Origin of the sequence: Mycobacterium intracellulare ATCC 13950 (assembly GCF_000277125.1) — a bacterium.
GTDB lineage: Bacteria > Actinomycetota > Actinomycetes > Mycobacteriales > Mycobacteriaceae > Mycobacterium > Mycobacterium intracellulare.
Map to the genome: position 1 here is coordinate 2,137,348 of NC_016946.1, position 25,568 is coordinate 2,162,915.

The 25,568-nt window shown below is 65.1% G+C and carries 24 protein-coding genes, 1 tRNA gene and 1 pseudogene; 18 read left to right on the forward strand and 8 right to left on the reverse strand.

Features of this window, described 5'->3' with window-relative positions:
- Positions 1–13: 13 nt before the first annotated feature.
- Positions 14–2,347 (reverse strand): ATP-binding cassette domain-containing protein, encoded by a 2,334-nt coding sequence (locus OCU_RS35005; protein WP_041787185.1) that lies wholly within the window; start codon positions 2,345–2,347, stop codon positions 14–16.
- Between the two features lie 114 nt (positions 2,348–2,461).
- Positions 2,462–2,950, reverse strand: coding sequence for a MarR family winged helix-turn-helix transcriptional regulator (locus OCU_RS35010; RefSeq protein ID WP_009954612.1), 489 nt, complete (start codon positions 2,948–2,950; stop codon positions 2,462–2,464).
- Between the two features lie 109 nt (positions 2,951–3,059).
- On the opposite strand from OCU_RS35010, the gene OCU_RS35015 reads away from it, so the two are divergent.
- The 4 genes and pseudogenes from OCU_RS35015 to OCU_RS35025 all read left to right on the forward strand — a co-directional run bounded on the left by OCU_RS35015 (position 3,060) and on the right by OCU_RS35025 (position 7,529).
- Positions 3,060–5,096 (forward strand): ATP-binding cassette domain-containing protein, encoded by a 2,037-nt coding sequence (locus tag OCU_RS35015; RefSeq protein WP_225331931.1) that lies wholly within the window; start codon positions 3,060–3,062, stop codon positions 5,094–5,096.
- On the forward strand, positions 5,093–5,947 hold the full coding sequence (locus tag OCU_RS35020; protein ID WP_008255659.1) for a CbiQ family ECF transporter T component: 855 nt from the start codon (positions 5,093–5,095) through the stop codon (positions 5,945–5,947). Before OCU_RS35015 ends, OCU_RS35020 begins: the two co-directional genes overlap by 4 nt.
- Before the next feature lie 10 nt (positions 5,948–5,957).
- Positions 5,958–6,032: pseudogene (locus OCU_RS51895) on the forward strand (hypothetical protein); the annotation flags it as partial.
- Between the two features lie 42 nt (positions 6,033–6,074).
- A complete protein-coding gene (locus OCU_RS35025; protein ID WP_014379821.1) occupies positions 6,075–7,529 on the forward strand; it encodes an amino acid permease in 1,455 nt (484 codons plus the stop codon).
- 8 nt (positions 7,530–7,537) lie between these two features.
- Here the strand turns inward: OCU_RS35025 and OCU_RS35030 are convergent, their stop codons facing one another.
- Genes OCU_RS35030 through OCU_RS35040 form a run of 3 tightly spaced genes read right to left on the reverse strand, consistent with a single transcriptional unit; the run spans position 7,538 to position 10,570 of the window.
- A complete protein-coding gene (locus tag OCU_RS35030) occupies positions 7,538–8,878 on the reverse strand; it encodes an extracellular solute-binding protein (RefSeq protein WP_014379822.1) in 1,341 nt (446 codons plus the stop codon).
- Positions 8,875–9,699, reverse strand: coding sequence for a carbohydrate ABC transporter permease (locus tag OCU_RS35035; RefSeq protein WP_014379823.1), 825 nt, complete (start codon positions 9,697–9,699; stop codon positions 8,875–8,877). The genes OCU_RS35030 and OCU_RS35035 overlap by 4 nt, the downstream gene beginning before the upstream one ends.
- Positions 9,686–10,570, reverse strand: a complete 885-nt coding sequence (locus OCU_RS35040; protein ID WP_008255663.1) for a carbohydrate ABC transporter permease — start codon at positions 10,568–10,570, stop codon at positions 9,686–9,688. The genes OCU_RS35035 and OCU_RS35040 overlap by 14 nt, the downstream gene beginning before the upstream one ends.
- A gap of 58 nt (positions 10,571–10,628) precedes the next feature.
- Here OCU_RS35040 and OCU_RS35045 point away from each other — a divergent pair, with 58 nt between their 5' ends.
- The 6 genes from OCU_RS35045 (at position 10,629) to OCU_RS35070 (ending at position 16,213) form a co-directional block, all read left to right on the forward strand.
- Positions 10,629–12,146: a TldD/PmbA family protein gene (locus tag OCU_RS35045; RefSeq protein ID WP_014379824.1), complete on the forward strand. Its 1,518-nt coding sequence runs from the start codon at positions 10,629–10,631 to the stop codon at positions 12,144–12,146.
- A complete protein-coding gene (locus OCU_RS35050) occupies positions 12,143–13,516 on the forward strand; it encodes a TldD/PmbA family protein (RefSeq protein WP_014379825.1) in 1,374 nt (457 codons plus the stop codon). The genes OCU_RS35045 and OCU_RS35050 overlap by 4 nt, the downstream gene beginning before the upstream one ends.
- A gap of 41 nt (positions 13,517–13,557) precedes the next feature.
- Positions 13,558–14,424: a carboxymuconolactone decarboxylase family protein gene (locus OCU_RS35055; RefSeq protein WP_014379826.1), complete on the forward strand. Its 867-nt coding sequence runs from the start codon at positions 13,558–13,560 to the stop codon at positions 14,422–14,424.
- A 438-nt stretch (positions 14,425–14,862) separates the two neighbouring features.
- Positions 14,863–15,261 (forward strand): hypothetical protein, encoded by a 399-nt coding sequence (locus OCU_RS35060; RefSeq protein ID WP_009953104.1) that lies wholly within the window; start codon positions 14,863–14,865, stop codon positions 15,259–15,261.
- A gap of 325 nt (positions 15,262–15,586) precedes the next feature.
- Positions 15,587–16,006 carry a DUF732 domain-containing protein gene (locus tag OCU_RS35065; protein WP_014382319.1) on the forward strand — a complete coding sequence of 140 codons (420 nt, stop codon included), beginning with the start codon at positions 15,587–15,589 and terminating at the stop codon, positions 16,004–16,006.
- 130 nt (positions 16,007–16,136) lie between these two features.
- Positions 16,137–16,213 (forward strand) — tRNA-Ile (locus OCU_RS35070).
- A 121-nt stretch (positions 16,214–16,334) separates the two neighbouring features.
- Here the strand turns inward: OCU_RS35070 and OCU_RS35075 are convergent.
- Complete coding sequence (locus tag OCU_RS35075; RefSeq protein ID WP_014379828.1) at positions 16,335–17,702, reverse strand: hypothetical protein; 1,368 nt, start codon at positions 17,700–17,702, stop codon at positions 16,335–16,337.
- Between the two features lie 377 nt (positions 17,703–18,079).
- Here OCU_RS35075 and OCU_RS35080 point away from each other — a divergent pair, with 377 nt between their 5' ends.
- Positions 18,080–18,469 (forward strand): hypothetical protein, encoded by a 390-nt coding sequence (locus tag OCU_RS35080; protein WP_041787041.1) that lies wholly within the window; start codon positions 18,080–18,082, stop codon positions 18,467–18,469.
- Positions 18,469–18,618 (forward strand): hypothetical protein, encoded by a 150-nt coding sequence (locus tag OCU_RS51270; RefSeq protein ID WP_014379830.1) that lies wholly within the window; start codon positions 18,469–18,471, stop codon positions 18,616–18,618. The genes OCU_RS35080 and OCU_RS51270 overlap by 1 nt, the downstream gene beginning before the upstream one ends.
- A 163-nt stretch (positions 18,619–18,781) precedes the next feature.
- Here the strand turns inward: OCU_RS51270 and OCU_RS51650 are convergent, their stop codons facing one another.
- A complete protein-coding gene (locus tag OCU_RS51650; protein ID WP_231119588.1) occupies positions 18,782–19,240 on the reverse strand; it encodes a hypothetical protein in 459 nt (152 codons plus the stop codon).
- Between the two features lie 329 nt (positions 19,241–19,569).
- Positions 19,570–20,745 carry a hypothetical protein gene (locus OCU_RS35090; RefSeq protein ID WP_041787042.1) on the reverse strand — a complete coding sequence of 392 codons (1,176 nt, stop codon included), beginning with the start codon at positions 20,743–20,745 and terminating at the stop codon, positions 19,570–19,572.
- Between the two features lie 282 nt (positions 20,746–21,027).
- On the opposite strand from OCU_RS35090, the gene OCU_RS35095 reads away from it, so the two are divergent.
- The 6 genes from OCU_RS35095 (at position 21,028) to OCU_RS50365 (ending at position 25,461) form a co-directional block, all read left to right on the forward strand.
- Positions 21,028–21,231 (forward strand): hypothetical protein, encoded by a 204-nt coding sequence (locus OCU_RS35095; RefSeq protein ID WP_014379833.1) that lies wholly within the window; start codon positions 21,028–21,030, stop codon positions 21,229–21,231.
- On the forward strand, positions 21,231–21,494 hold the full coding sequence (locus tag OCU_RS51045) for a hypothetical protein (RefSeq protein WP_148278270.1): 264 nt from the start codon (positions 21,231–21,233) through the stop codon (positions 21,492–21,494). The genes OCU_RS35095 and OCU_RS51045 overlap by 1 nt, the downstream gene beginning before the upstream one ends.
- Before the next feature lie 10 nt (positions 21,495–21,504).
- The gene (locus tag OCU_RS35100; protein ID WP_014379835.1) at positions 21,505–22,221 is read left to right on the forward strand and encodes a hypothetical protein; all 717 of its coding nucleotides are present in this window, start codon (positions 21,505–21,507) and stop codon (positions 22,219–22,221) included.
- A gap of 32 nt (positions 22,222–22,253) precedes the next feature.
- A complete protein-coding gene (locus tag OCU_RS35105) occupies positions 22,254–23,141 on the forward strand; it encodes a bifunctional DNA primase/polymerase (protein WP_231119587.1) in 888 nt (295 codons plus the stop codon).
- Positions 23,142–23,243: 102 nt separating this feature from the next.
- The gene (locus OCU_RS35110) at positions 23,244–24,389 is read left to right on the forward strand and encodes an AAA family ATPase (RefSeq protein WP_052315299.1); all 1,146 of its coding nucleotides are present in this window, start codon (positions 23,244–23,246) and stop codon (positions 24,387–24,389) included.
- 232 nt (positions 24,390–24,621) lie between these two features.
- Entirely contained in the window at positions 24,622–25,461 is an 840-nt protein-coding gene (locus tag OCU_RS50365; RefSeq protein ID WP_014379838.1) for a hypothetical protein, read from the forward strand.
- The last annotated feature ends 107 nt before the right edge of the window (positions 25,462–25,568 follow it).

Genomic DNA, 25,568 nt, shown 5'->3' on the forward strand with positions numbered 1-25,568 from the left:
CAAGAACGACGGTTCAGGTGCCGCGGACCGGTGGGCGGTGCTCGCCGGGCAGCGGCGAGCGCAGCCGGTAGAGCGTGAACCCGGCCGCGACGGCACCGAACAGGCCGAGCATCACCATGTCGAAGACCCACCAGCCGCTGTAGTGGGTCCACGTCAAGACGTTGGCGGCCAGCGCGTCGGTCCTGCGCAGATTCACCGTGGACGCCGAGGCCGCGAAACCCCATTGGGCCGGGACGAACCAGCTGATCTGCTGCAATCCCCACAGGCTCACCAGCTGCACCAGGCTCCCGTTGAAGAGCGCGGACGCCAGGATCACCGGGACCACCAGCGGTAGGACTTGCCGGAGCGCGGTGCCCAGCGCCGAGAGGGTGAGGCCGATCACCGCGGACACGATCGCGGTGGCCGCCGCGGTGACGTAGAGCTCGACCGTGGCGTTGCGCAGCAACGCGGCGTCGCCCGCCGGTCCGCCCCGCACGGCGACGACGATCGCGAACATGACGGCGGTCCACAGGGCGGCGGCCAGCGCGTACACCGTGAGCTTGGCGGCCAGGTAGGCCGGCGCGGACAGTCCTACCTGTTGTTCCCGGCGGAAGACGCGGTGCTCGAGGACCAGGGCGCGGATGGTCAGGGCCGTGCCCAGGATCACCGCGCCGACGTTGAGGGCGGCGAGGATTTCGATGGCTTCGTGCCCGTTGGCGCCGCCCGGCCCGGGACGCGTCAGGCCTGCGTCGCCCGGGATCAGCAGCGTCAGCCCCGCCAGCACGAACGGCAGGATCGCCAGGAACGCGAAGTAGCTGCGATGGGCCAGGAGCAGGCGGACCTCCCGTCGGGCCAGCAACCGGATCTGGCGGCGCCGGGGCAGCCCGGCCGGCGGCGTCCACGGTGCGGCGACCTCGGGCGGGGCGGTCAACGGCTGCGGCCGCGCGCGGAACGCGGCGTGCGTTCCGTCGGGATCGGCGCTCACCCGGGCGAGGAGTTGCGACCAGTCGGTGGTGCCCATGGCGGATCCGGCGTCGAGGGGGGTGCCCAGGTACGCGACCTTGCCCGCCCCGGTGAGTACCAGCACCTGATCGCACGTGTCGACGTCGGTGAGCGCGCGCGCCGAGATCGCGACGACAACGACACAGCCGATATTGGCCTGGCGCCGCAGCACCGCCATGACGTGGCGCTGTTGCGCCGGGTCCAGCCCGGCGGTGGGTTCGTCGACCACGAGCAGGCTCGGCCGCGTGATCAGCTCGATCGCCAGGGCGGCGCACCGGCGCACCTCGGGGGCGAGCTTGCGGATCCGGGTGGTGCGGTGCGGCGTCAGGTCGAGCTCGTCGAGCACCTGGCCGACCACCCGCTCGCGCTGCTCGGCCGAGGCCTCCGGTGGCAGCCGGAGTTCGGCGGCGTACTGCACGGCCTGTTCGACCGTGAGCTGGCGGTGCAGCCGGTCGTCACGCGCGACGATCCCGATGCGGCTGCGCATGGCTTGCAGTTCGGCGTGCACGTCGTGTCCATCGACGGTGGCGCGCCCGGAGCTGGGTGCCCTGGTGCCGGCCAGCACGGCCAGCAGCGCGGAATTGCGCGCGGCGGAGGGCCCGATGACGGCGGTCATGGTGCCGGGACGTGCCGCGAACGAGATGTCCGACAGGATCTGCCGCCCGTCGACGGCAAGGCCCAGCTGGTACGCAGTCACCCCGGTGGTGCGGGCCGCGGTTCGCAGCGGCAGACGGAAGGTGGAGTTGGCCTCGTCGCTGCGAATGGAGGGGCGCTGGGCGCGCAGCTTCGAGGTGATCACCCGCTCGATCAGGCCCGGGCCTTTTGGTTGTTCGGGCGGTGCGACGGGCGGGTGCGTCGGTGCGACCGGAGGCTGAAAGGGAGGGGGCGCCGCGGGATGCGGCGTTACTGGCGGGGGTGGGGGCGCCGGCGTCGGTGGGGGCGCCACCACGGGCATGCGCTGGGTGGCGCTTTGGGTGGGGACCCGCGGATCGGGCCCGCCGGGCGGCGGGTGTCCCGGTGCGGCGGGGGCGGGCGCGAGCTGGAAAATCAGCCGCGGGCCGTGCTGGGGATCGCCGATGGTGATCCCCAGGCCGTCGCGGATCTCGACCGTCGGCACGCGAAATCCGTCGAGGAAGATGCCGCGGTGGCTCAGATCGATGGCCACCCACTGGGCCCCGGTGAACCGGAGCACCACATCCGGATGGGGCGCGGGTGGCGGCGCGGGACTTCCGATGCGCTCCAGCGGGATGTCGCAGCCCGGGCCATAGCCGACGAGCACGTCGCGTCCCGGCGAAAAGACATACCTGCTCGGTCCGGCCCACACGGTCAGCGGGGAGGCCGGAACGGCCGAAGCCTCGGTCGGCATGGCCGCCACCTTTCGTCACCGGTCAGCTCGATTGGGTCTCGCCGTCAGGCGCCGGTCGCCCGTTCGGTTACGTGTCTACCCGCGCTCGCGGTCCGCTCTCCAGCATTGTGACGTTCACAGCGAGGTACGGCGGCCCGCGAGCGAGGTGGCCAGGGAGGCATCGTCGAGCAGGCGGCGCAACACGTCGACCGCTTGCATCAACACCTGGCGGTCACCGGCGTCGAGCAGCGCCAATTGGGGTTCGATCGCGGCGGCGCGGTCGGCCCGGACCGCGTTGAGGGTGCGCCTGCCCTCGGCGGTGATGCGGATGCGGACGGCGCGCGCGTCTCCCGGGTCGACCATGCGGGTCACCAGACCCGCTTCCTCGAGGCGACGCACCTGCGTTGTCATCGTCGGTTGCGAACAGTGATCGACGGCGGCGAGGTCACCGATTCGGGCTTCGCCGTGAACTTCGATGGTGGCCAGCAGCCTTGCCTGCGCGGCCGGCAGCGGCATCTGGATGCGCTGGGTGGCGAGGCGGTTGAGCCGCGCGACCACGGCGAGCAGATCGGCCCCCAGCCCCTGCGCTCCCTCGAGCTTTGCGGTGTCGACGACATTGTCCATGTACCCATGGTTGCATAGCTTTGCTAAGCGAGGGCTAAGCGACCAGGCGTGCCGCGCCAAAACCCTTCTTCAGCGGACACCCCCTCGCGGGACTGGCAGAATCGCCCAAGTGACCTTGCTGCGTATTCGGCAACCCGGGGAAGGGGCCCTGCGTCCGAATGAGTTGGCACAGGCCGCGGTCATGGGGGCCCTCTGCGCGGCGATCGAGATCCTCGCCGCGGTAATCCCATTCGCGCAGGGGTTGGGCGTGCTGGGCACCGTGCCCATGGGATTGCTGGCCTACCGCTACCGCCCCCGCGCCCTGATGGCCGCGACCGTAGCCGGCGGGGTGATCGCCTTTTTGATCGCCGGACTGGGCAGCCTGTTCATGCTCGTCGACTGCGCCTGGGTCGGCGGACTGTGCGGAATCGTCAAGCGCAAGGGCCGGGGCACGCCGACGGTCGCCTTCTTGTCGTTGATCGCCGGAGTCCTGTGGGGCGCCGGGTGGGTCGCGGTCCTGGCGGTGCTGACGCGGCTGCGGCAGCTGTTCTTCGACGTCATCACCGCCAATGCCAACGGGGTCGCGGCATTCCTGAATTGGGTACACCTGCCGGGCGTGGGCGACGCTTTGAAGCGATACGTCGCCAACGGGATACACCACTGGCAGCTACTGATTTTCCCGTACATGGTCTTGTTGGTCGTCATCGTTTCGTTCATCAGCTGGTCGGCGCTGTCTCGCCTCCTGGAGCGAATGCGCAAGATTCCCGACGTGCACAAGTTGGACGTCTCCGAGGGTGCTGGCAGTGCTCCGGTGGGGCCGGTCCCCGTGCGGCTTGACAAGGTGTCGTTCCGGTATCCCGGCGCCGACCGGGACGCGCTGCGCGAGATCAGCCTCGCCGTCCAGGCCGGCGAACACATCGCCGTGACCGGGGCCAACGGTTCGGGCAAGACCACGTTGATGTTGATGCTGGCCGGCCGGGAGCCGACGTCGGGAACCATCGACCGCCCCGGCGCGGTGGGGCTGGGCGAAATGGGCGGCACCGCAATTGTCTTGCAGCACCCCAAAAGTCAAGTTCTGGGCACGCGCGTCGCCGACGACGTGGTGTGGGGTTTGCCGCCGGGGGCGGAGATCGATGTGGGCGGATTGCTGCGCGAGGTCGGGCTCGAGGGACTTGCCGAGCGCGACACCGGCAGCCTGTCCGGCGGAGAGCTGCAGCGCCTTGCGCTCGCGGCGGCGCTGGCGCGCGATCCGGCGTTGCTCATCGCCGACGAGGTCACCACGATGGTCGACCAGCAGGGGCGAGATGCGTTGCTGGGCGTGCTCTCTGGTCTTGCGAAACGCCACCAGAGCGCCTTGGTGCACATCACCCACTACGACAACGAGGCCGCCTCCGCCGACCGCATCATCAGGCTCAGCGATTCACCGGATAACACCGCCAAGGCCGAGACCCCGGCCACCCACGCCCAGACGCCTCACGTCGCGGCCCCGTCGCGCACGCCGGTGCTCGAGCTTGTCGACGTCAGCCACGAATACGCCAGCGGCACACCGTGGGCCAAGGTCGCCCTGCGCGATGTCAGCTTCGTGGTCGAGCAGGGTGACGGGGTGTTGATCCACGGCGGCAACGGGTCGGGCAAATCGACCTTGGCGTGGATCATGGCGGGGTTGACGACTCCGACCAGCGGTACCTGCCTGATCGACGGCGAGCCCACCCACGAGCACGTCGGGGAGGTCGCGCTCTCGTTCCAGTCGGCCCGGTTGCAGCTGATGCGCGACCACGTCGACGCCGAAGTCGCTTCCGCAGCGGGCTTTTCGCATCATGACAAAGATCGGGTGGCCGAGGCGCTGATATCGGTCGGCCTGGACCCGGCGATGGGCACGCGGCGCATCGATCAACTCAGTGGCGGCCAGATGCGCCGTGTCGTGCTGGCCGGGCTGCTGGCCCGTTCCCCGCGGGCGCTCGTCCTCGACGAACCACTGGCGGGATTGGACGTCGGCAGTCAGCGGGGCCTGCTGCGGCTGCTGGAAAACCTGCGCAGGGAACGAGGTTTGACGCTGGTGGTCATCTCCCACGACATCGTCGGGCTGGAGGAGCTCTGCCCGCGATCCCTGTATCTGCGCAACGGCGTGCTCGAGACGGCGTCGACGGCGGCGGGGGGCATGCCATGACCGCGCCCGCGGACGCCAAGTCGGCGAAGGGAAAAACACGGCGCACTCCCCGGCCGGTCGTCCTGCTGGTGCCGGTGCCCGGAACGTCGAAAATTCACGAACTGTGGGCCGGCACCAAACTGTTGGTGGTGCTGGGCGTCTCGATACTGCTGACCTTCTACCCGGGTTGGGCGAGCGTCGGGCTGATGTTGGTGTTGCTGATCACGGCGGCCCGGCTCGCGCACATTCCCCGCGGCGCGCTGCCCTCGCCGCGGCGCTGGATATGGATCGTCCTCGCGGTGGGCGGCATCACCGCCGCTCTCGGCGCCGGAAGCCCCGTGGTCTCGATTGCCGGCGTGCATATCGGGCTGGGCGGCACGTTGCACTTCGTGCGGGTCACCGCGCTGTCGATCGTGTTGATCGGGTTGGGGGCGATGCTGTCCTGGACCACCAACGTCGCCGAAATGGGGCCGGCGCTGGCCGCTTTGGGCCGGCCCTTGCGGTGGTTGCGGATCCCGAGCGACGAATGGGCGGTTGCCCTGGCGCTCGCGCTGCGCGCCTTCCCGATGTTGATCGAAGAGTTCCAGGTGCTCTACGCCGCCCGGCGCCTGCGTCCCAACGAGACTCCGCGCAGCCGCCGGGCGCGCCGGCGCCAGCAGGCGCGGGACATGATCGACTTGCTCACCGCGGCAATCGTTGTGACGTTGCGGCGCGCCGACGAAATGGGCGATGCGATCACCGCCCGTGGCGGAATCGGTCAGCTCTCGGCCGCTCCCGGACGTCCGAAGCTCGCGGACTGGGTGACACTGGCGATCACCGCCGCGGCCGGCGCCGCCGGCGTGGTCGTCGACTCGATCCTCCAGCTTCACTAGGCGCGAAGCCGTGCGCGCCTTCGACGATCCGGGCACCTGGACCGAGCCCGGGGTGCGCCACCTGGCGGCCGACGGGCCCGGAGGGCTTCGCCGGCGCTGATCGCCGAACCGGAAACAGGAGGCGCAATTGGCAGCCACGTCGGTTGGCCTGAAGGAGCAGCTGCTGCGGCGCCGCCCCGTGGTGGGCGCGCACGTCGCGCCCGGTGCCGCGGAGGGCCTCAAGCGCGGCATCGGCACCTTTCAGCTGACCATGTTCGGGGTCGGCTCGACCATCGGCACCGGCATCTTCTTCGTCATGTCCGTGGCCGTGCCCGAGGCCGGGCCGGGAGTCATCGTCTCCTTCCTGCTGGCGGGCCTCGCCGCCGGCCTCGCGGCCGTGTGCTACGCCGAATTGGCCTCGGCGGTGCCGGTTTCGGGGTCGTCGTACTCGTACGCGTACACCACGCTCGGGGAGGTGGTGGCGATGGGTGTGGCGGCCTGCCTGCTGCTGGAATACGGGGTGGCCACCGCCGCGGTCGCGGTCAACTGGAGCGGCTACCTCAACAGGCTGCTGAGCAATGTGGTGGGATTTCAACTGCCACATGCCTTGTCGGCCGCGCCGTGGGACGCGCAGCCCGGCTATTTGAACGTGCCGGCGATCGCGCTGATCGGGATGTGCGCGTTGCTGCTCATCCGCGGCGCCAGCGAATCGGCGAAGGTCAACGCCATCATGGTGATGATCAAGCTCGGCGTGCTCGTCGTGTTCGCGATCGTCGCCTTCACCGCGTTCGACGCGCACCACCTGCGGGACTTCGCGCCGTTCGGCGTCGCGGGCATCGGGTCGGCCGCGGGCACCATCTTCTTCTCCTACATCGGCCTCGACGCCGTGTCCACCGCGGGTGACGAGGTGAACAACCCGCAGAAGACCATGCCGCGCGCGCTGATCGCCGCTCTGCTGACCGTCACCGGCGTCTACGTATTGGTTGCGGTGGCCGCACTGGGCGCGCAGCCCTGGCAAGCTTTCGCCGGACAGCAGGAGGCCGGGCTGGCAACGATTCTCGAGAACGTCACCCACGGCAGCTGGGCCGGCTCGATCCTCGCTGCGGGCGCGGTCATTTCGATCTTCAGCGTCACGCTGGTCACCATGTACGGCCTGACGCGCATCCTGTTCGCCATGGGGCGGGACGGCCTGCTGCCCGCAAGGTTCGCAAAGGTGAACCCGCGCACCATGACCCCGGTGAACAACACGGTGATCGTCGCGCTCGCGGCCTCGACGTTGGCCGCCTTCGTCCCGCTGCAAAAGCTCGCGGACATGGTGTCGATCGGCACGCTGACCGCGTTCGTGGTGGTTTCTGTCGGAGTGATCGTCTTACGGGTGCGCGAGCCCGACTTGCCGCGGGGCTTCAAGGTCCCGGGTTACCCTGTCACGCCGGTCCTTTCGGTGGCGGCCTGCGGGTACATCCTCGCCAGCCTGCACTGGTACACCTGGGTCGCGTTCAGCGGCTGGGTCGTGCTGGCGTTGGTTTTCTATTTCGTCTGGGGCCGCCACCACAGCGCGCTCAACGACGAGACGGTCGGCGAGGTTTCGAGCGGCTCGCCGTGATCAGGCGCTCACTGACGCGCCGCGGCGGCGTTGGCCGCCGCCTGAGCGCGCCGTAACGTCGACGCGACATCGCCGCGGCCCAGGAACATTTCGTCGAAATACGGCTGCAGGGCGTCATTGCCCGCGGCAAACCCCGCGCCGCCGGGCGCCGCGATGCGCGGGCCGTTCAGCACGGTGAAGAAGGGCGTGACATCGACGCCCCGGGTGGCCCAGTAGTGAAAGTAGACCGGCTGGGCCGACGACACCGCGGGGATCGCCGCACCGTAGCGGCCCAGGTATTCGTTGCCCTGCCTGCTGCCCATCCAGGCCAGCACCCGGCGCACCGCGTCGGGATGCCGTGATGCCGCATTGCCCGCCGCGGCAATGCCGTTGGTGACGCTGACCCGGCCCGCCGGGCCCGATGGCATTAGCGCCACACCCCAACGGAAGCGGGCGTCGCGGGCCACCGGGGCCAAGTTGTAGGTACCGGACTGGAACAGCGCCATCCGGCCGGCCAGGAACTGGTTGCGGGAAAAGTCGCCGTTGTCATTGGTGTCGGCGGCGGGAGGCGCGACGTGGTCGCGGTTGATCAGGTCGACCAGATATTGAAACGCGGTCACGGCCCCGGGATTGTCGAACGCGAACTCGTCGCCACGCTGAAACACACCGCCGGCCGACCCGATGTAGTTCAGGTAGATCCCCTGGGGGTCATTGGCCGCGTTGTATCCCCACTGCCGCACCCGCCCGGCGTCGAATCCCTTGCTATCGCCGCGGTTTCCGTCGGCATCGACGGTCAGCCGGGCGAGGACGGGTCGCAGCGTGTCCGGCTCGTCGGGACCCCACCGCAAGGTGCTCAACTGGGCGGGGTCGACGCCGGCCGCGCCCAGCAGGTCGGCGTTGTAGTACAACGCGATCCCGGCGTCGGTCAGCTGCGGCACGCCCCAAAGCGTGCCGTTGCGGGTGAACTGCTCGACGACCGGTCGCTCCCAGTCCGACGCGGCGGTGGGGCCCAGCGCCGCACCGATATCCAGCAACCGGCCGCTGTCGGCGTAAGCCGCGAGGTAGGCGTTGGACAGCCAGAAGATGTCATCGGCGCTGCCGCCCGCCACGTCGGTGCGCAGGGTATTGAAGTAGGTCGAATACGCCACCAAGTTGACGTGCACTTCGATGTCGGGATGGGCGCGACTGAACTCCTGGAACGATTGCCGATAGGCCGCGGCGATCTGATCGCCCCAGATACGCACCGTCACAATGGTCTTGCCGCCATGGGGCTGGCCCGAGTAACCCAGCAGCACCGCCGTCGCCGCCAGCAACACCGCAACCGCCCCGAGCGCTCCGGCGACCAGCGTGGAAAACCGGGGCCGGGTCACTTGAGCCCCGAGACGACGATCGAGGCGACGATGTGGCGCTGGAAGGCCACGAACAGCACGATGAGCGGGGCGATGGCAATGGTGGTGGCCGCCATCACCAGCGTCCATTGGGAGTTGAACCGCGACTGCAGGTCGGCGGTCGCCACGGTGAGCACCCGCCACTTGTGGCCGCTCGTGATCACCAACGGCCACATGAAGTTGTTCCACTGCGAGACCACGGTGATCAGCGCCAGGGCGGCCAGGACAGGCCGGCTCGACGGGATCACCACGTGCACGATCTCGTCCAGCGTGTTGGCGCCGTCCAGGCGGGCGGCGTTGACCAAGTCGTTCGGGATCATGCGAAAGTGCTCGCGCAGCAAGAAGATCGCGTAGGGCGAGCCGAACATGAACGGCAGCACCAGCGCCCAGAACGTGTTGCGCAGGCCTAGCTGGGCCATCATGAGATACATCGGCACGATCGTGACCGTCGCCGGCACCATCAGCGTCGCGATGTACACCCAGAACAGCGCGTCGCGCCCGGGAAACTGCAAGCGCGCGAAGGCGTACGCAGCCAGCACGGAAAATGTCAACTGGCCCACCAGAATCACCGCCGTCATCAACGCGGTGACCGCCGCCGCGCGGCCGAACCCGGCGCCAGCGAGGTCGGTGAAGTTGGCGAGCGTCGGTGGCCGCGGCAGCTGCAGCGGCGTACCCGTGACGAATTGGTGCGCCGAGGTGAACGCGGTCATCAAGCCAAGGGTGAACGGCGCCAACGTGATCAACGCGCCCAGGGTCAGCCCGGAATAGATCAGCGCGGTGCTGGCGCGGCTAGGTGAGGTCATAGCTGATCCGTCGCCGAAAATACAGATGTTGAAGCAACGTGACGCCGATCAGGATCACGAACAGCACCACCGCCATGACCGACGCCCGGCCGATCGCCGCCGAACCGAACGCCTCGGCGTAGATGCGGTGGGCCACCAGGTCGGTGCTGCCCGCCGGCCCGCCGCCGGTCAGGGCGTACACCGTGTCGAAAACCTGTGCGGTGCTGACGATCCCGGTCACCAGTACAAAGAAGGTCGTCGGCCGCAACATGGGTATGGTGATGCGCCAGAACCGCTGCCACGCGTTGGCGCCGTCGGTGCGTGCGGCGGCGTGGACCTCGTCGGGGATGGCCAGCAGGCCCGCCAGGAACGACAGCGAGACGTATCCGACGTTGGTCCACACCACGACGGCCGATACGAGCGGCAGCGCGAAGCTGGGATCGGAAAGCCATTCGATGCTGTGTCCCAACACGGTGCTCACGGCGCCGTCGGTGGGAGCCAGGATCCACCGCCACAACACCGCAATCGCCAGTGGGGCGCAAATCCATGGCAGCACAAACACGGTGCGAAACAGGCCGGTGCCACGAAGCTGGCGGGCCAGCATCGACGCGGCCAGCAATCCCAGCGCCGTCTGCGCCGGCACCACGATCGCCACGAAGATCGCCGTGACGATCAGCGAATTACCGAATGTGCCGTCGGTCAGCACCGACCGCCAATTGGACAGGCCCACAAAGCGCAGCGGTCCCAGCAGATCCCACCGGCACAGGCTCAGCCAGATCACGACCAGGATGGGCAGTAGCAGAAAGGCGAGGACACCGAACAGGCTCGGCGCCAGCAGCGCATAGCCCAGCGCGGTCGATCGAGGACGAATCCTGCGGGCGGCGCCGGCCATGGGGTAATTAAAGCGGGCGCTGCCGCGGTTTGGGGTGAGCGGCCGTTACGGTGGAGCCGTGACACCGAACCGGGGGATCGATGCCGACTTCCTCGACCTGCCGCGCCACGAACTGGCCGACGCCGCGCTTGCAGCGGCCACCGCGGCCGGGGCCACGCACGCCGACCTGCGGGTTCATCGCATCACCACCGAGATCATCCAGCTGCGTGACGGCGCGCTCGAGACGTCGGTGATCAACCGCGAGGTCGGTCTGGCGGTGCGGGTGATCGTCGACGGCACCTGGGGATTCGCCTCGCACGCCGAGTTGGTGCCGTCGGTCGCCGCCGAGACCGCGCGGCACGCGGTGCAGGTCGCCACCACGCTGGCGATGCTGAGCAACGAGCGCGTCGAGCTGGCGCCCGAACCCGTCTACACCGACGCGACCTGGGTGTCGAACTACCGCATCGACCCGTTCGACGTCTCCACCACCGACAAGATCGCCGTGCTCGAGGAGTACTCGGGGCGGCTGCTCAGCGCCGACGGCATCGATCACGTCTCAGCCGTGCTGACCGCGGTCAAGGAGCAGACGTTCTACGCCGACACGTTCGGATCCTCGATCACCCAGCAGCGCGTCCGCATCCAGCCCACCCTGGAGGCGGTGACCGTCGACCCCGGTGCGGGCAGCTTCGATTCGATGCGCACGCTGATCCCGCCGATGGGCCGGGGTTGGGAGGTCCTAACTGGCGACGAGGTCTGGAACTGGACCGACGAGCTGGCGCAGCTGCCGGCATTGCTGGCCGAGAAGGTGAAGGCGCCCACCGTTGTCCCGGGTCCCACAGACCTGGTGATCGACCCGACCAACCTGTGGTTGACGATTCACGAATCCATCGGTCACGCAACCGAATACGACCGCGCGATCGGCTACGAGGCCGCCTACGCCGGAACGTCGTTCGCCACACCGGACAAACTGGGCACCATGCGGTACGGGTCGCCGGTGATGAACGTGACCGCGGACCGGACGGACGAATTCGGTTTGGCCACAATCGGTTACGACGACGAAGGAGTTGCCGCGCAGAGTTGGGATCTGGTGCGCGACGGGATCTTCACCGGCTATCAGCTCGACCGGGTGTTCGCGCGGCGCCTGGGGCATGAGCGCTCCAACGGCTGCTCGTACGCCGACTCGCCGCACCACGTGCCGATCCAACGCATGGCCAACGTGTCGCTGCAGCCCGCCCCCGAGGACATCAGCACCGACGAGCTCATCGGCCGGGTCGAAGACGGCATCTACATCGTCGGCGACAAGTCCTGGTCGATCGACATGCAGCGCTACAACTTCCAGTTCACCGGCCAACGGTTCTTCCGCATTCGCGACGGCCGCCTCGACGGGCAATTGCGCGACGTCGCCTATCAGGCCACCACGACCGACTTCTGGAATTCGATGGAGGCCGTGGGGGGCCGGTCCACCTGGCGCCTGGGTGGGGCGTTCAACTGCGGCAAGGCCCAGCCGGGGCAGATCGCGGCGGTAAGCCACGGCTGTCCCTCGGCGCTGTTCCGCGGCGTCAACGTGCTGAACACCCGCACGGAGGGCGGGCGATGATCCGCCCGCAGCACGTCGTCAACATCGTGCTCGACGAGGCGGCCAAGCTGGGCGGCGCCGACGAGACGATGGTGCTGGTCACCGACAAGGTCGAGGCGACCCTGCGCTGGGCGGGCAATTCGATGACCACCAACGGGGTTTCGGTGAGCCGCAGCGTGTCGGTGATCTCCGTGGTGCGCCGGGGCGGCGGCGCGCGCATCGGCACGGTCGTGTCCGCCGAGGCGGATCCGCGGGTGCTCCCCGGACTGGTGGCGGCCTCGCAGGAGGCGGCGGGCTCGGCGCCGGAGGCCGGCGATGCCGCGCCGCTGCTCGCCGATAGCGGGGTGCCCGCCGACTGGGACGCGCCGGTACCCGGGACCGGGCCGCTGGTCTTCGCCGACGCGGCCGACTCCCTGAGCCGCGGCTTCAAGGGCGCGGATCGGCTTTACGGCTTTGCGCACCATAGCGTTTCGACGACGTTCCTGGCATCGTCTACCGGATTGCGGCGGCGTTTCAGCCAACCCACCGGAGCGGTGGAGATCAACGCCAAACGCGGCGACGCCAGCGCGTGGGCGGGCGTCGGGACGCCCGATTTCGTCGATGTGCCAATCGATTCGCTGCTCGATCAGCTGTCGACCAGGCTGGGCTGGGCGCAGCGCAGCGTCGAACTGCCGGCGGGGCGCTACGAGACGGTCATGCCGCCGTCGACCGTGGCCGACATGATGATCTATATGGCGTGGTCGATGGCCGGCCGCGGCGCGCAGGAGGGTCGGACCGCGTTCTCGGCGCCCGGCGGTGGAACCCGGGTGGGGGAGCGGCTCACCGATCTGCCGATCACCCTGTTCTCCGATCCGATGGCGCCCGGCCTTGCCTGCACGCCGTTCGTCGCGGCGAGCAGCTCCTCGGAGACGCTGTCGGTGTTCGACAACGGCATGGAGATCACCCAGGTGGACTGGATCCGCGACGGCGTGATCAACGCGCTGGCCTACCCGCGGGCCACCGCCGAGAAGTACGACGCCCCGGTCGCCGTCGCCGCCGACAACCTGGTGATGACCGGGGGGACGGCCACCCAGGACGAGATGATCGCGGCCACCGAGCGAGGCCTGCTGTTGACCACGCTGTGGTACATCCGGGTCGTCGACCCCACCACCCTGTTGTTCACCGGACTCACCCGCGACGGCGTCTACCTCATCGAAGACGGACGCGTGACCGCCGCCGTCAACAATTTCCGGTTCAACGAAAGCCCGCTGGACCTGCTGCGACGGGCCACCGAGGCCGGTGCGAGCGAGAAGACGCTGCCGCGCGAATGGGGGGATTGGGCGACCCGCGCCGCGATGCCGTCGCTGCGGATCCCGGACTTCCACATGTCCTCGGTGAGCCAGGCCCAATAGTTCGATTGCCGCCGGGCGACACGCGCTCTAGCGTGTGACGAATGGCGGCCCCGGTTTCGGTTCGAGAAGATCAGCTCACGCGCCTGGTGGCGCTGTTTCCCGCGGCGCCCGCCGACGCGCGCATCGCGGCGTTGATCCGGCGGGTGTGCGCGCAGACGGTGTCCCTGCCGCCGCTGCCGTCGGCCGTCGAGGTGGGCGAGCCGGAATCCGACGCCGAGGCGGCCGTCGTCGACTTCGCCGAACAATTCAGCGCCGACGTCGCGGCGATCACCGCCGAGCAACGGTCCCGGTTGTCGAAACACCTCGGGGACCGCACCTTTGGGGTCGTCGTGCAGATGTACATCGCCGACTTCGTCCCGCGGGTGCGGGCCGGGCTGGAAGCGCTCGGGGTCGGCTCGCAGTACCTGGGCTGGGCGGCCGGACCGATCAATTGGGATCACACCACCGACCCGTCGGATCTGGTGTTCAACGACTTTTTAATCGTCGTGGCGCGAATGCGTGCGCTGGACCCGGTCACCTCCGAACTGGTGCGGTTGCGGGGCGCGGCGCAACACAATTGCCGGCTGTGCAACTCGCTACGCGAGGGCGGCGCGCTCGACGCCGGCGGTTCGGAAACGCTGTACGAGGAGATCGAGCGGTTCGAATCGTCGGGTTTGCTCGACGACCGCGCAAAAGCAGCGCTGCGCTATGCGGATGGGTTAATTTGGACCCCTGCGCACCTCGCCGCCGACGATGCCGCCGAGGTGCGCTCCCGCTTCTCCGAGGCGGAATCCGTCGAGCTCACCTTCGACATCATGCGCAATGCCAGCAACAAAGTCGCCGTGTCATTGGGCGCCGACGCCCCACGCGTCGAGAGCGGCACCGAGCGGTATCTGATCGACGCCGAGGGGCGCACGGTATTTAGCTGACCGCGGCCGGTGTTAACCCGGTAGTCGATTGCCGCCCGCCGTTTAGCTGCGGGCACCGCGACGCCCGGCGGCAGGGCTCTGCGACGTTTGCGCCGCGACGTGGCCGGCGGGTGAGCCAGGAGCTCATCCGGGCGCGAGGGCACGAAATGTTAACCATTCGTACATCGACGCGCAAGCGTGCGTTTTCGCTGTGTGCGGGGGTCGTTGGATAACTTAAGCCCCGTCGCCGACACTGAAATGACCACTGAGACGTGACGGTAGCGAAATGGCAGCGTGGCCCCAGCCGGGTGGCCATGGGACGTACGTCATGAGCCGTCATGCCGATGGATTTCCCGGTTCGTTGTTTGCAGCATTCGTAGCTTGGGTTTGCGTCGGAGCCAATCGAGTTCCTGCGCAGAGGGAGGTTCGAACATGACAAGCACCCGTACCCGCTCGCGCATGCGGGTGTCGTCGGTCTGGGCTGCCGGTGTCGCGCTGGGGGCCTCGATGTTCGGCGGAGCGGTGCTTTCAGCGCCCGTGGCTTCGGCGACGTGCGACTTGAGCCCTGCGGATGACCAATACATCAACCTGCTCGCGCAGAACAACATGGTGCACACCGCCGAGTACAGCGACTGTCATGAGGCCGCCGAGGGCCGGTGGTTCGCCAACCAGGTGAAGAGCTCGTCCGATCCGTTCGGTCGGGCCAAAGAACTCGTCAACATGGTGACCAACACGACGCCGCTCAAGGCCGACAAAGCCGAGTGGGAAGTCGAGTCGGCGATCTATGTGTACGCGCCGGAAGTGATCCCGAAGATCAAGGACCAGGCCGCCAAGCAAAACTGGCCGACGGAGTCTTGATCCCCCGGGCCCGCGTCTGCCCTGCCTAACGAATATCGAACGGCCGCAACGGCTTTGAATTTCATCCGCTGTATTTGATGTTGTCAGCTAATTGAATAGCGGCACATTAAACCGCTGACGGCGATGCCGGAAGCCGCCGTGCCGGTGGAGAAGCTCGTCGATCCCTGAGCGGAGCGGTCGCTCAAATAGCTTCTCGCGCTAGTGTTTTCAACCTTCTTTGTTCATCCATTGTTTGTACTCCCGCCGTTTGTCGTGCTCTCTGTCCGTGTACCCATTGGTGTGCGACAGGTGGATCAGCAAATATCTACGCGAAGGAGTTCGAAAGATGACCATCAGACGTACACGCTCGCGCGGGCAGCTGCTGGCGTTGGGGGCGGCCGGCGCCGTCGTGGCGACGTCGATGCTGGGCGGAGCGCTGCTGTCGGCGCCGCAGGCAGCGGCCGCCTGCAATATGACCCCGAAGGACGACCAGTACATCAACCTGCTTGCGCAGAACAAGATGATCCACTCCGCCGAGTTCAACGACTGCAACATGACCGCCGAGGGCCGCTGGTTCGCCGACCAGGTCCGCAGCGCTGACAATCCGTTGGCCGCCGGGAAACGGCTCGTGAACATGGTGACCAACACGACCCCGCTGAAGCCGGAGCAGGCTGAGTGGGAGGTCGAGTCCGCGATCTTCGTCTACGCGCCGGAAATGATCCCCGCGATCAAGGGACAGGCGGCACAGGCGTCGTCGCCCGCCTGAGTGCGTTTTGTCGATGGGCGCCACCGCGACGTGGCGCCCATCGCTGTGTGACCTGCCATGTGGGCGCCTGCCGCCCGACGGACACTGATTCCGGTCTTCGGCTACGGTTTCCTACGGAACTACCCCGTCGGGGGCGGTAGCTCAGTTGGTTAGAGCCGCGGACTCATAATCCGTTGGTCGCGGGTTCGAGCCCCGCCCGCCCCACCAAGTGTTTGTGCAGCTAGAGGCCATCAAATCAGTGCATCTGCGACAGCTTCGACAGCCGAAAATCGGCGGCACGTCCACATCGCGTCCACATTCGTCGCAGGGCCTTCAGCCGACTGCTTCGTCAGCTACCCGATTCGGCCTCGTCCTGGTAGGTAGCGGCGAAGTGGAGTACGCGCGGTTTGAGACCATGAAGGGGCGGGAGTGGGTTACGCCGCGTTCCCCCGGGACCGGTTTTCAGGTAGTACTTGCCCTGCCTGCCGTTGAACCGGCCGACGAGTTCCTTGATCGTGGCAACATCGTCAGCCACGTTGGGGTAGATGATCTTGTCCAGCTTGTCTTGAAGCTCGTTCATGAGCGGCTGGATGGCGTTGATCATGTCCAGCACGCTGGGATCAGTAGTCCTCTGTTCCAGCCAGTTACGGTTGACCCACTTTTTTCTAGTGCCTTTAGTGAACTCCAGCATGAATTCGCGGTCCATGTCTAGTTTGACTTCCGGCTCACCGTGGAGACGCGCCGTCATTGCAAACTTGAAAGCGTTGATATCGCCGTGCAGTAGTGCGTCACGTAATTCTTCCAGCCATTGATAGTCGAATGATGTTTTCTTTAGGTCATTGAACAGCTCTTTGACCGCCGTGGCTTGCTGCGTATTTGCGCCAAACAGCTTCCTAGCAGAGTTGACGGTTTGGTCCTGGTGGATCTGCAATGCAGTGGTGAAGGAGATCAGCGCCGAGCGCAGTTTGCGGATGCGCTCGTCCCAGGCATCCTCGTCCATCACGGAAATACGATTTGGTTGCAAATCCTGCAAGATGCCGATCAGGACATCACACAATACTGCGTTTTCATCGGAGATGTGTCTGTACAACTCACGGTCCAACATTTTCCGAAGGCGTTCGTGCGCTTCTCGATAGCGCGTGTACTCGTCTTCAGTGATCGAACACAGGGGTTCGAAAACCAAGGCCGCGTCCGCGTTTGGATTCGGGTATCCAAGCATCAATCCGTACGGATCGTTGTCGGCTTCGACATCCTGAGCCTCAAGCTTGGCAATGATTTTGGTAACCGTTTCTCCGGCCTGCTGAACGCCGGCAAACACGGCCCGAAGAGCTTGCTGGATCTGCTCTTTCGACGGGAGGCCTTCGGAAAGGCAACGCTCGCTATCGGACAACACGTCGTCCAGGGAGTCCTTAAATAACTTTTGCGCAGACTCGCGCGTGTAACGGTCGCGGACGTCGGGTGTGTTCGCCCAGTCGTTAACCACGGTCGCCGTGACCCGCGATGCGGCGGCCAGGGTTTGCATCACAAGCAAAAACTCTGGCGTGCGGGCTGGGGATGCAAAAGTCGGGTTGACGATGACGCGCAATGCGTCGTCGGCCTTGTCCACGAATTCGGTCGCGGTCTCCGCCTCGATGTCTTCCAGTGTCGACGCGAACGCTTTGAGCCGGGAGATCCAGTCGCGCACGTGATCTCGGGCTTCGTGCTCGTCGTCCTCCATGTCCGTGCCTTTCTTCGTACTGTCACATCGCGTGTGGCTCCCTTCCCGTGGGCAGCCCTACAGAGTCGCATACAGGTCGGACAAGCGCACGCAACTGCACGGGGCATGTCGTGCCTGCGGTCAGCAGCGGTGACCGTCGCTGCAGCAGCTGCAGCTCCTCTGCGTCCGGTACAGCTGCTAATCTGCCGCAACTGCCATAGAACAGCTACTAACTATGGTAATGCGGTTCCGCAGGTAATAGCAGCTCAATAGGCTAGCGCTCCGAGGCAAACCACTTGCTCAGCAAAGTGCAACTTGCTTACCGTTGAGATGGCCGCAGAACGCGGTCCACCTTTCACCGACCAGTGCAAGGTGCCGTTCGCACTGAAGGGATAACAGTGACTATCTATAGCGACACATCGATTGAGTTCACTCAGCGTCCGGAAGTTCCGAAAGAATACGTCGACACCGCCGACTTGATGGAAGCCGTGACCGGCCAAAGGCCCGTCTATCACTTCAACGTGAGCGCTGGGGCGTGGTGGTGGAGGTCCAGTGCTGACATTGGCTTCTGGCCGGAGGGCTATGGATACGCGCGAGGCCCAGCCGATAGTGGCGGCGAGGTGTCCATGTTCCTCAGCATGGAAGGACCCACAGACCGCGATCCGGGTGCTGTTTGTCTCCACCTGTGCGTGGAAGGCGGCGGCGAAGCGCGCGTAAGAATCGCCAGCGACGATGCGCGTCTTTGGGCCAAGCTGCTGAAGATGGCCGCGAAGAAGGTGGAGAGCTGATGGCCTGCACGAGCAGCGGCTATCAAACAGGGTCGCGAGAGGACTTTCGCAAGCTTCTCTCGCTGAAGGTCGGCGTGACCTACGAAGTTCACCTCGATGAGGAAGCGCCGGAGAACGCCCAGTTTCGCTGGCGAGAAGTAGCGACCTGACCAATAGAGCCAGAACGGTCTTCGGGCTCCTGCTGCTGCCCGAATCGCGGTTCGATTCCGCGACTGGCACAGCACGCCTATCGCATAGGCAGCACCTTGACAACTTCACAGTGAATCCACCCCCCGGCATCTGCCTTCGCCACATCCCGCGCGCTGGCGGTCGTTACGAGGTATCGGCCAAGTTCAGCACGGCGCTTTCGACGCGCTTGAGCATGCCTAGCTCGATTTCCTGATGGAAAACGGGAAGGTCATACCTCTCATCATCGATATCAACGTTGCCGTCCGACAGGATCGCCTGAGCTTGATACTCGCTGGCTGACATGGACCCCACGCGCGGCATCTGGAAATCGCGCATGAAAGGGCCGGACACGGTGCCGAACGTCAAAGCGAAGTCGTACCAACGCTTGTCGCGCAGCATGAGCACCATCGGCCACATACGAACCGCACTGGGAATGAAATAGGCACCGGGCAAATGGCCGTCGCGCGGTAGCTGTAGTGGATAGCCTTGCAGTGGCGAATGCAGCTTGCCGCTCTCCACCCGATACCACCGCCAGCCATGCGTAACACCTAGCAAGTCAAGTGGGTAGTGATCGCCGCCAGCCATGGCCCAGGTGGAGGGCATCAACGACATAAACCGCGAAGGCATTAACCGATCCGGTTCTCGCACGGCGGACTGGTACCGCGATACCGGCCACCTTCCGACGGCGGGGCGCCTCGTAGCCTCTTGGGCTCCAGACCCGATCCCCACGAAAACTCCGATGCCTCAGCGTCAAGCGCCTCCATGTCCATCGCGTGCCGAGGGTTGTAGTCAGATACTCCCGGCATCGTGCGCACTCTCCTGAGGCGCAGTTGTACTAGCACTACGGTTCTCAACGCCGGCTAGGACTGCGTTTGCGGTGGCCACGGCGACGATGACTGCGGATAGGTTGGCTTGCAGCCAGTCTGAGGGCGTCATCGCGGGATCACCGGCACGTCATAGCTGCCCGTGGCCTTGATTTGCGTCACCGCCGCCTGGCCGCGACGGCGCACACCCACACCAAAGCTGCGCTGGAAAAACGCATCTTGGATCGGGTAGCCAGGGACGCGGCCGGAAATGGTTCGCAGGCCTCGGTACTGGGTCTGCACGTGCTCGCGGAAGCCGATGGCGTTGTCAGGGCTGTTGGCTCCGTAGGTGGCGACTACGGCGATGTAGTCCTCAGGGATGAAGTCGGATTGGATCACCCATACCGGGCCGTAGGAGCCTTGAACCTTGAGGCCGTTGTAAGACTCCGGTGCTACCTGGCCAACGATCTCGTCAGGCGAGAAGTAGGCCGGAGCGCCCGCGCTGGGAATGTAATCGTGTTTGGCGATGATGTCCGGCGCGTTCTGCTCGCCAGCTTTGAACGACGCCACTACTTCGGCCTGGGCCGGGTTCATCAACGCCAAAAGCTTTGAGTTGGGTTCGGTTCCGTAGCCGTGCTCGGTGACCTGGCGGATAGCGGTTTCTAGGTCGCCGGAGTCGATAGTGTCGCTACCAGACACCAGGTAGTGCTGGTGAGCTGTGGCGAAATCCTTTCCCAAGTACGCAGGCGGCACCATCGAATCGCCGCTGTAGAGACCGTAAACCGTGTGGCCCCATTCGTTTGAAGTCTGCGCGGGGTCAAACAGGCGCTGCAAGATGGTGCCGGTGGTCAGCTTGTTGTCGGCTTCCAACGCATAGTTGGCCACCGCGCGGACTTGCTCGGCCGTAGAGTCTCTCAGGTACTTCCACGTCCAGCGGCTGGCCTTGTCGTAGTCATTCCAGGTGTAGCCCATGAGCGCGTAATCGGCTGGCGGTCGGATAGATTCGGGTTCGCCGAACTCAGATGCTTCCTCGAAGCTATCGCTGGACCTGCTCTGCGGGATGGCGTCGGCGGTATTGGTCGTGTTGAACGTCAGAAGGCTTGTCAGGGCGCTACGTTCGGCATTCCAAGCCCTAACCACCGCCGCGACCTCGTCCCAGATGACATTCAGGTCTACGCCGTCCGCGGTGGTATTGACCAGCACATCGCCTTCGGTGGCGTAACCGCCCTCTGCGCCAAACGGCGACAGATGCAAAAGCGACTGCAAGACATCGAGGTTGATTCGGGGAGTCGTAAGAGCACTCATTGTTCGAGCCTTTCCAAAGTTGTTCTGAAACACCAGGCTCGCAAGCGCGGCCCGGACTGAAAGGACTCTCAGCCGCGCCTGCGCTAGGTGCCGACTCACGCCGTACAGGAACTTACGCGGTCCATGCCGCCGCCCGATGGAATCAGTTATAGCGCAACGTGATTCGGCGCGCACCACTCAATTTCGGGCGGGACGCGCGGGCTGGCGTGGGCTATCATGGGCGCCAGCGGCCAAGTGCCGCAGTCGATTTCGTAAAGTATTACCAGAGAGCACATTACAGCCATGACACGCACCGCGTCCTTCGCTCAGTACCTCGACCTGCAAGAGGCCGTCAGGTACCTAAACTCCCTCGGCTTTACTGCGGCCACCGTCGAAACGGTAAAATACCACGCCTACTACACCGGCAAGCTGCCCCGTCCGAAGATCCTTGGACGAAAGGCGCATTGGAGTCGGGAATCGCTGGATGCGTTGGTGCATGCGCTGTGATGACGAAACTACCCGTGGCGCAGGTGCTTTCTGTCGACCGCGAGCCAGGGATCACTCGACTGGACGTGCTGTGCCCGTATTGCAGTGCGATCCACCACCATCAGTGGCTAAACGCTGCAGCCAGATTCACGGTGAACGCGCCGTGTTCGACTGGTGCCGATATACGGCAATACCACGTGAAGGCGCACAGCTTGCAGGCAAGCAACCACGACGACATCAACGACAACGCCATGCACGAGTACGAAAACAACTGGATTGAATAGAGGTACGGCAGTGATCGACCACGACGAGCTCGACCCCGACCTGGAACAGCGGTTGAACGCAGCTATGCAGGCAGGTGCGCAAGCGTCAGGCGTACGCTGGCAACCGTTTACCGATGTCCAGGCGCGGGAAGCTAAGGCCTACGGGGAGGCCATGGCAGCGGTTTCGGCCATGCACATCTGGGGGATTCTCAACAAGGACGGCGAGTACGACGAATTCGCGGCATACGACACAAGCAATCTCAGGAACCCAGACACGGGAAGGCTTGCGCCGCAGGGCGACATGATTCTGCAGATGCTGTGCGCTGAACGATACAGGCAGTATCTAGAGGACTGCGATGCCGAGCAGGAACGGCTAATCGATCCGCGCCACGCACCTAGCTATGACGAAACGGACCCGTTGACCGCAAACCGGCTCTACGTCTTGACATATCGGTACCGGTACCTCGTACCGCTGGAGATTCCGTACGACTGGCAAGCGTATCTGCGCGAAACACTTGCCAGGCAAACCAAGTGTGACGTTCACCTGCTGCACCGCTGCTGGGACCACCAAGCAACCCCGGTTGTATACACCCTGGTCTACAAGCGCGGGGAGATCTTGTACGCATTCAAAACTTGCAACGAGTGCCGGGATGCCCTGAGTTGGATCAGCTATGGCCACCCCGCCTACTCGGGTCCGGTGGACAAGTGGATCGATGAAGGCAACAACCGTGAAGCGCCGGAGCTGTAATGTACTCGTTTCCTGACACTAGCGGCCTGAACGTGTTCGACGCAGCGGTGGAGTATGCGGCCAACGGTATCCCGGTGGCACCGTTTGACCCGTCAAAGGGCAGGGGCAAAAGCTGTTGGAACCTAGTCGGCTACCGAGACATCACTACTGACGCCGCGCAGCTGCTGCGGTGGCGAGAACAGTTCGGCCCCTTCAAGGCCCTTGCTACCAGCCCCGGCGAATACGGCTGCGTGGTCATCGATGTTGATCGGCCGTGCTCCACTCCCCGGCACCTGCGGAAGCACCTGGCCGCTGCTGTATACGTCAACACCCGTCCCGATGAGAGCGCCAACCGCGGACACTACTGGTTTGCCCTACCGAAAGGCTTGCGGCTCGGTAACCCAACACTGGCCTTCGGCGAGGTCCGCTGCGTTGGAGGCGGTATCGTGCTGCCTCCCTACGGCGACCGACGCGTTGTACGTGCAGGACCACCGCCGGCTATGCCGGAAGAACTGACCAGCTACCTAGCAACACATGTGGTTCAGGCAGGGGCGGGGGTGAGGGTTGGCGGCTCGACACTCACCGTTGGGCAGTTCTGCGCCCGGTACGCGGGTAACGCCAGACCACACAAGATCACCGCGTTGGTCAAGCTGCACACCGTGCTGCTAAAGCGGGGACGCAGCCCGCACGATGTCATGCGAGAAGCCCTCAGGGTTGGCCTTGCGGAGGCCCGCATTGGTTATGTGCCGGCCAAGACCGTCATAACCACGCTAAGGGAGTACTGGGACCGCGACCGGGCAGAGTTTTCGCGCCTCGTGCAGTGGGCCATAGACGTAGCAGAACGCAGCAACATCGACCAGTTGCAACTCAAAAGCGATCGGTGTCCTGGCACCGATTCCCGCGAATATGGAGGCGTCAAGGATCAATTTTCGGACCGTTAAGACTGGCAACCCACAAAGGCGGTGAAGCCTAGGACATGAAAGTGGCGCCACCCGATTCGTTTGCAAGACAACGGATGACGCCACCAGAAAGTGAAAGTACAAGTGAGCATAGCAGATGACCCTACGGGCGGCATCGGTGACGATGTCAGCGTGGTGCGTCGCCTCAGCGGCGTGGCCCCCAGAGCAGTGGAGTGGCTCTGGTATGGATGGTTACCCCTGGGCAAGGTTTCAATTCTGGAGGGTGACTCCGACGTCGGCAAGTCCACCGTGACCCTGGCAATGGCCGCGATTGTGTCGCAGGGGAAACCCTGGCCTACCACCGTCGTTGGCGTAAAGCGCGTTGACTCCATAGCGGATCCTGCCGACGTAATCCTTGTAGGAATCGAGGACGACGAAGACGACACCATCGTGCCGCGCTTGATCGCGGCCGGAGCGGACCTGGAAAGAATTGCAACGCTCAATAGGCCGGTAGACGCGTGGGGCGAAGCAAAGCCGTTCACCATTCCCGACGACATTGATTGGTTGCGGCAGGGCATCTCGGAGACGAATGCCAAACTCGTAGTCATTGATCCCATCTCGGCCTGCATGCCTGAGAACGTCAAACATGGTGTGGATACGTCGATTCGCCGCGTTCTTATGCACCTGGTTGATCTAGCGCGCGAGACTGGCTGTGCCATCTTGTTGGTCCGGCACTTCAATAAGGCCGCCGGAATGAGCGCCAAGCACCGGGGCGGAGGCAGCGTGGCGTATTCGGCGCTGGTGCGCTCGGTGATCTCGGCTGCACCGTTAGTGCGAGAGTCCGAAGAGGGCGCGAAGTACGCCCTGGCGCGAGCCATCGGCAACCTGTCCAAGAGTCCAGACTCAATCGGCTACTCCCTTGAAAGCTCACCTGACAACGAAGAAGTGCCGGTTGTTGCCTGGCGCGGCACGGTCGATTTGACGGCTGACCAGCTGGTCGGCGCGGACGGTGCCAAGGTGGCCGATGCTCGCAAGACAGCACCAATGCGAGATGCCGCGAAACAGGCTCTCAAGCAACTGCTCTCGGCCGGACCTATGCGACCTGATGAAGTGATTGACCAGGTTCAGCAGGCCACCGGAGCCGGTAAGGGAACGGTGCAAGCTGCCTCGAAAGATTTAGCAGTCATCAAGCTTTCGCATTACGGCGACGACGGCGTGATCTCGCATTGGACGTGGGAGTTGCCGCCTGGCCTGCAAAGGGTGAAAGAAGCGGACGATGTCGAATTCTGAATCTGCGTGTGCCCGCATCGCGCGCGACGGCGACCTGGGAAAACGCTCTGACCAGCCTAGATGCCACTCGCCCTAACCTCCCGAAATCAATGGCATCTAGTGGTATCTGGCCCTGACCTGCATGGGTGTCACTAGTTACCACTAGACAACACTAGACATCAATTCCCTGGGTGACCGATGGGTCGGCGCGACCTGCGGAAATGCCAGCAGGACAGCAACATTGGAGACTCGAATGAGTGACAGTAATGAGATTATCGACGTTGAAGCGGTGGAAATCGAAGCCAGCGATAACCTTCCGGCGGTGATTGACGCAAATGCATCAAACTCCGAGGCCATCGAACTGCCTAATCGGCAAGATACGCTGCTGGCTGACAATCCGGAAAGACGTTGCGTTGCAACAAATAGCCGCGGAGAACGGTGCCGCAAGTTCGCGATATACGGCGCGACGGTGTGTCGAACGCATGGCGGCGCTACCAAGAGGGTCAAGGAGGCTGCGCGCATCCGTGTGGAGAACGCTTCAAACCGCTTGATGGGAAAACTGATTGAGTTTGCCTTTGACGACACGAAGCCGCCCGATGTGCAACTGAAGGCCATCCAAAACAGCTTGGACCGCGCTGGCCTAAAGCCGCCATCGGAAGTTGTACTAGCGCAGTGCGAAGCAAAGCCGTACGAGACGGTGTTCGACAGCATCGGCGGTACTCCTGGCGAATCGCTAGAAGCTAGTAACGGTTATGGTTCAGCCGGCCTCAAAGCCCCCCCGGCACCGGCCTACGGCGAGTACGGAAACGGTGCGAAGGCAGAGGCCGGGGCAGCGCACGCTCCGTACGGCGATACCGGGTACGACGGTGTCCGATCGCCAGCTGACGAGCAGCCCCAGCCGTCTTGGGACGGAGGGCCGCTAGGACAGGGTGGGCCGCGCGAGTTCGACCGCCAGACGCGCCAGCGGCCGCGCGAGGCGCACATCACCGGCGAGACCGCCATGCGCCTGGCGAACGAAGCAAACCGGCAAGCTGGCGTGTTCGAGGCGCAACGGGCCATCGAATCGCCGCACAGGCGCTACCGCAGGCCATAGGCCACGAAGCCGCCGCCCAGCGCATGTTTGCCCAGCTCAGGCATTGTAGCCACCGTTGTGTCAGTCGGCTAGAAAGTAGGGCGTAAGGCGCAACCGCTCGGTTACGC

Coding starts and splice junctions, on each gene's coding strand:
- OCU_RS35005 (WP_041787185.1), bottom strand. CDS start 2,347: ATGCCGACCGAGGCTTCGGCCGTTCCGGCCTCCCCGCTGACCGTGTGG.
- OCU_RS35010 (WP_009954612.1), bottom strand. CDS start 2,950: ATGGACAATGTCGTCGACACCGCAAAGCTCGAGGGAGCGCAGGGGCTG.
- OCU_RS35020 (WP_008255659.1), top strand. CDS start 5,093: ATGACCGCGCCCGCGGACGCCAAGTCGGCGAAGGGAAAAACACGGCGC.
- OCU_RS35035 (WP_014379823.1), bottom strand. CDS start 9,699: ATGACCTCACCTAGCCGCGCCAGCACCGCGCTGATCTATTCCGGGCTG.
- OCU_RS35040 (WP_008255663.1), bottom strand. CDS start 10,570: ATGGCCGGCGCCGCCCGCAGGATTCGTCCTCGATCGACCGCGCTGGGC.
- OCU_RS35050 (WP_014379825.1), top strand. CDS start 12,143: ATGATCCGCCCGCAGCACGTCGTCAACATCGTGCTCGACGAGGCGGCC.
- OCU_RS35055 (WP_014379826.1), top strand. CDS start 13,558: ATGGCGGCCCCGGTTTCGGTTCGAGAAGATCAGCTCACGCGCCTGGTG.
- OCU_RS35060 (WP_009953104.1), top strand. CDS start 14,863: ATGCGGGTGTCGTCGGTCTGGGCTGCCGGTGTCGCGCTGGGGGCCTCG.
- OCU_RS35065 (WP_014382319.1), top strand. CDS start 15,587: ATGACCATCAGACGTACACGCTCGCGCGGGCAGCTGCTGGCGTTGGGG.
- OCU_RS35075 (WP_014379828.1), bottom strand. CDS start 17,702: ATGGAGGACGACGAGCACGAAGCCCGAGATCACGTGCGCGACTGGATC.
- OCU_RS51270 (WP_014379830.1), top strand. CDS start 18,469: ATGGCCTGCACGAGCAGCGGCTATCAAACAGGGTCGCGAGAGGACTTT.
- OCU_RS51650 (WP_231119588.1), bottom strand. CDS start 19,240: ATGCCCTCCACCTGGGCCATGGCTGGCGGCGATCACTACCCACTTGAC.
- OCU_RS35090 (WP_041787042.1), bottom strand. CDS start 20,745: ATGAGTGCTCTTACGACTCCCCGAATCAACCTCGATGTCTTGCAGTCG.
- OCU_RS35095 (WP_014379833.1), top strand. CDS start 21,028: ATGACACGCACCGCGTCCTTCGCTCAGTACCTCGACCTGCAAGAGGCC.
- OCU_RS51045 (WP_148278270.1), top strand. CDS start 21,231: ATGACGAAACTACCCGTGGCGCAGGTGCTTTCTGTCGACCGCGAGCCA.
- OCU_RS50365 (WP_014379838.1), top strand. CDS start 24,622: ATGAGTGACAGTAATGAGATTATCGACGTTGAAGCGGTGGAAATCGAA.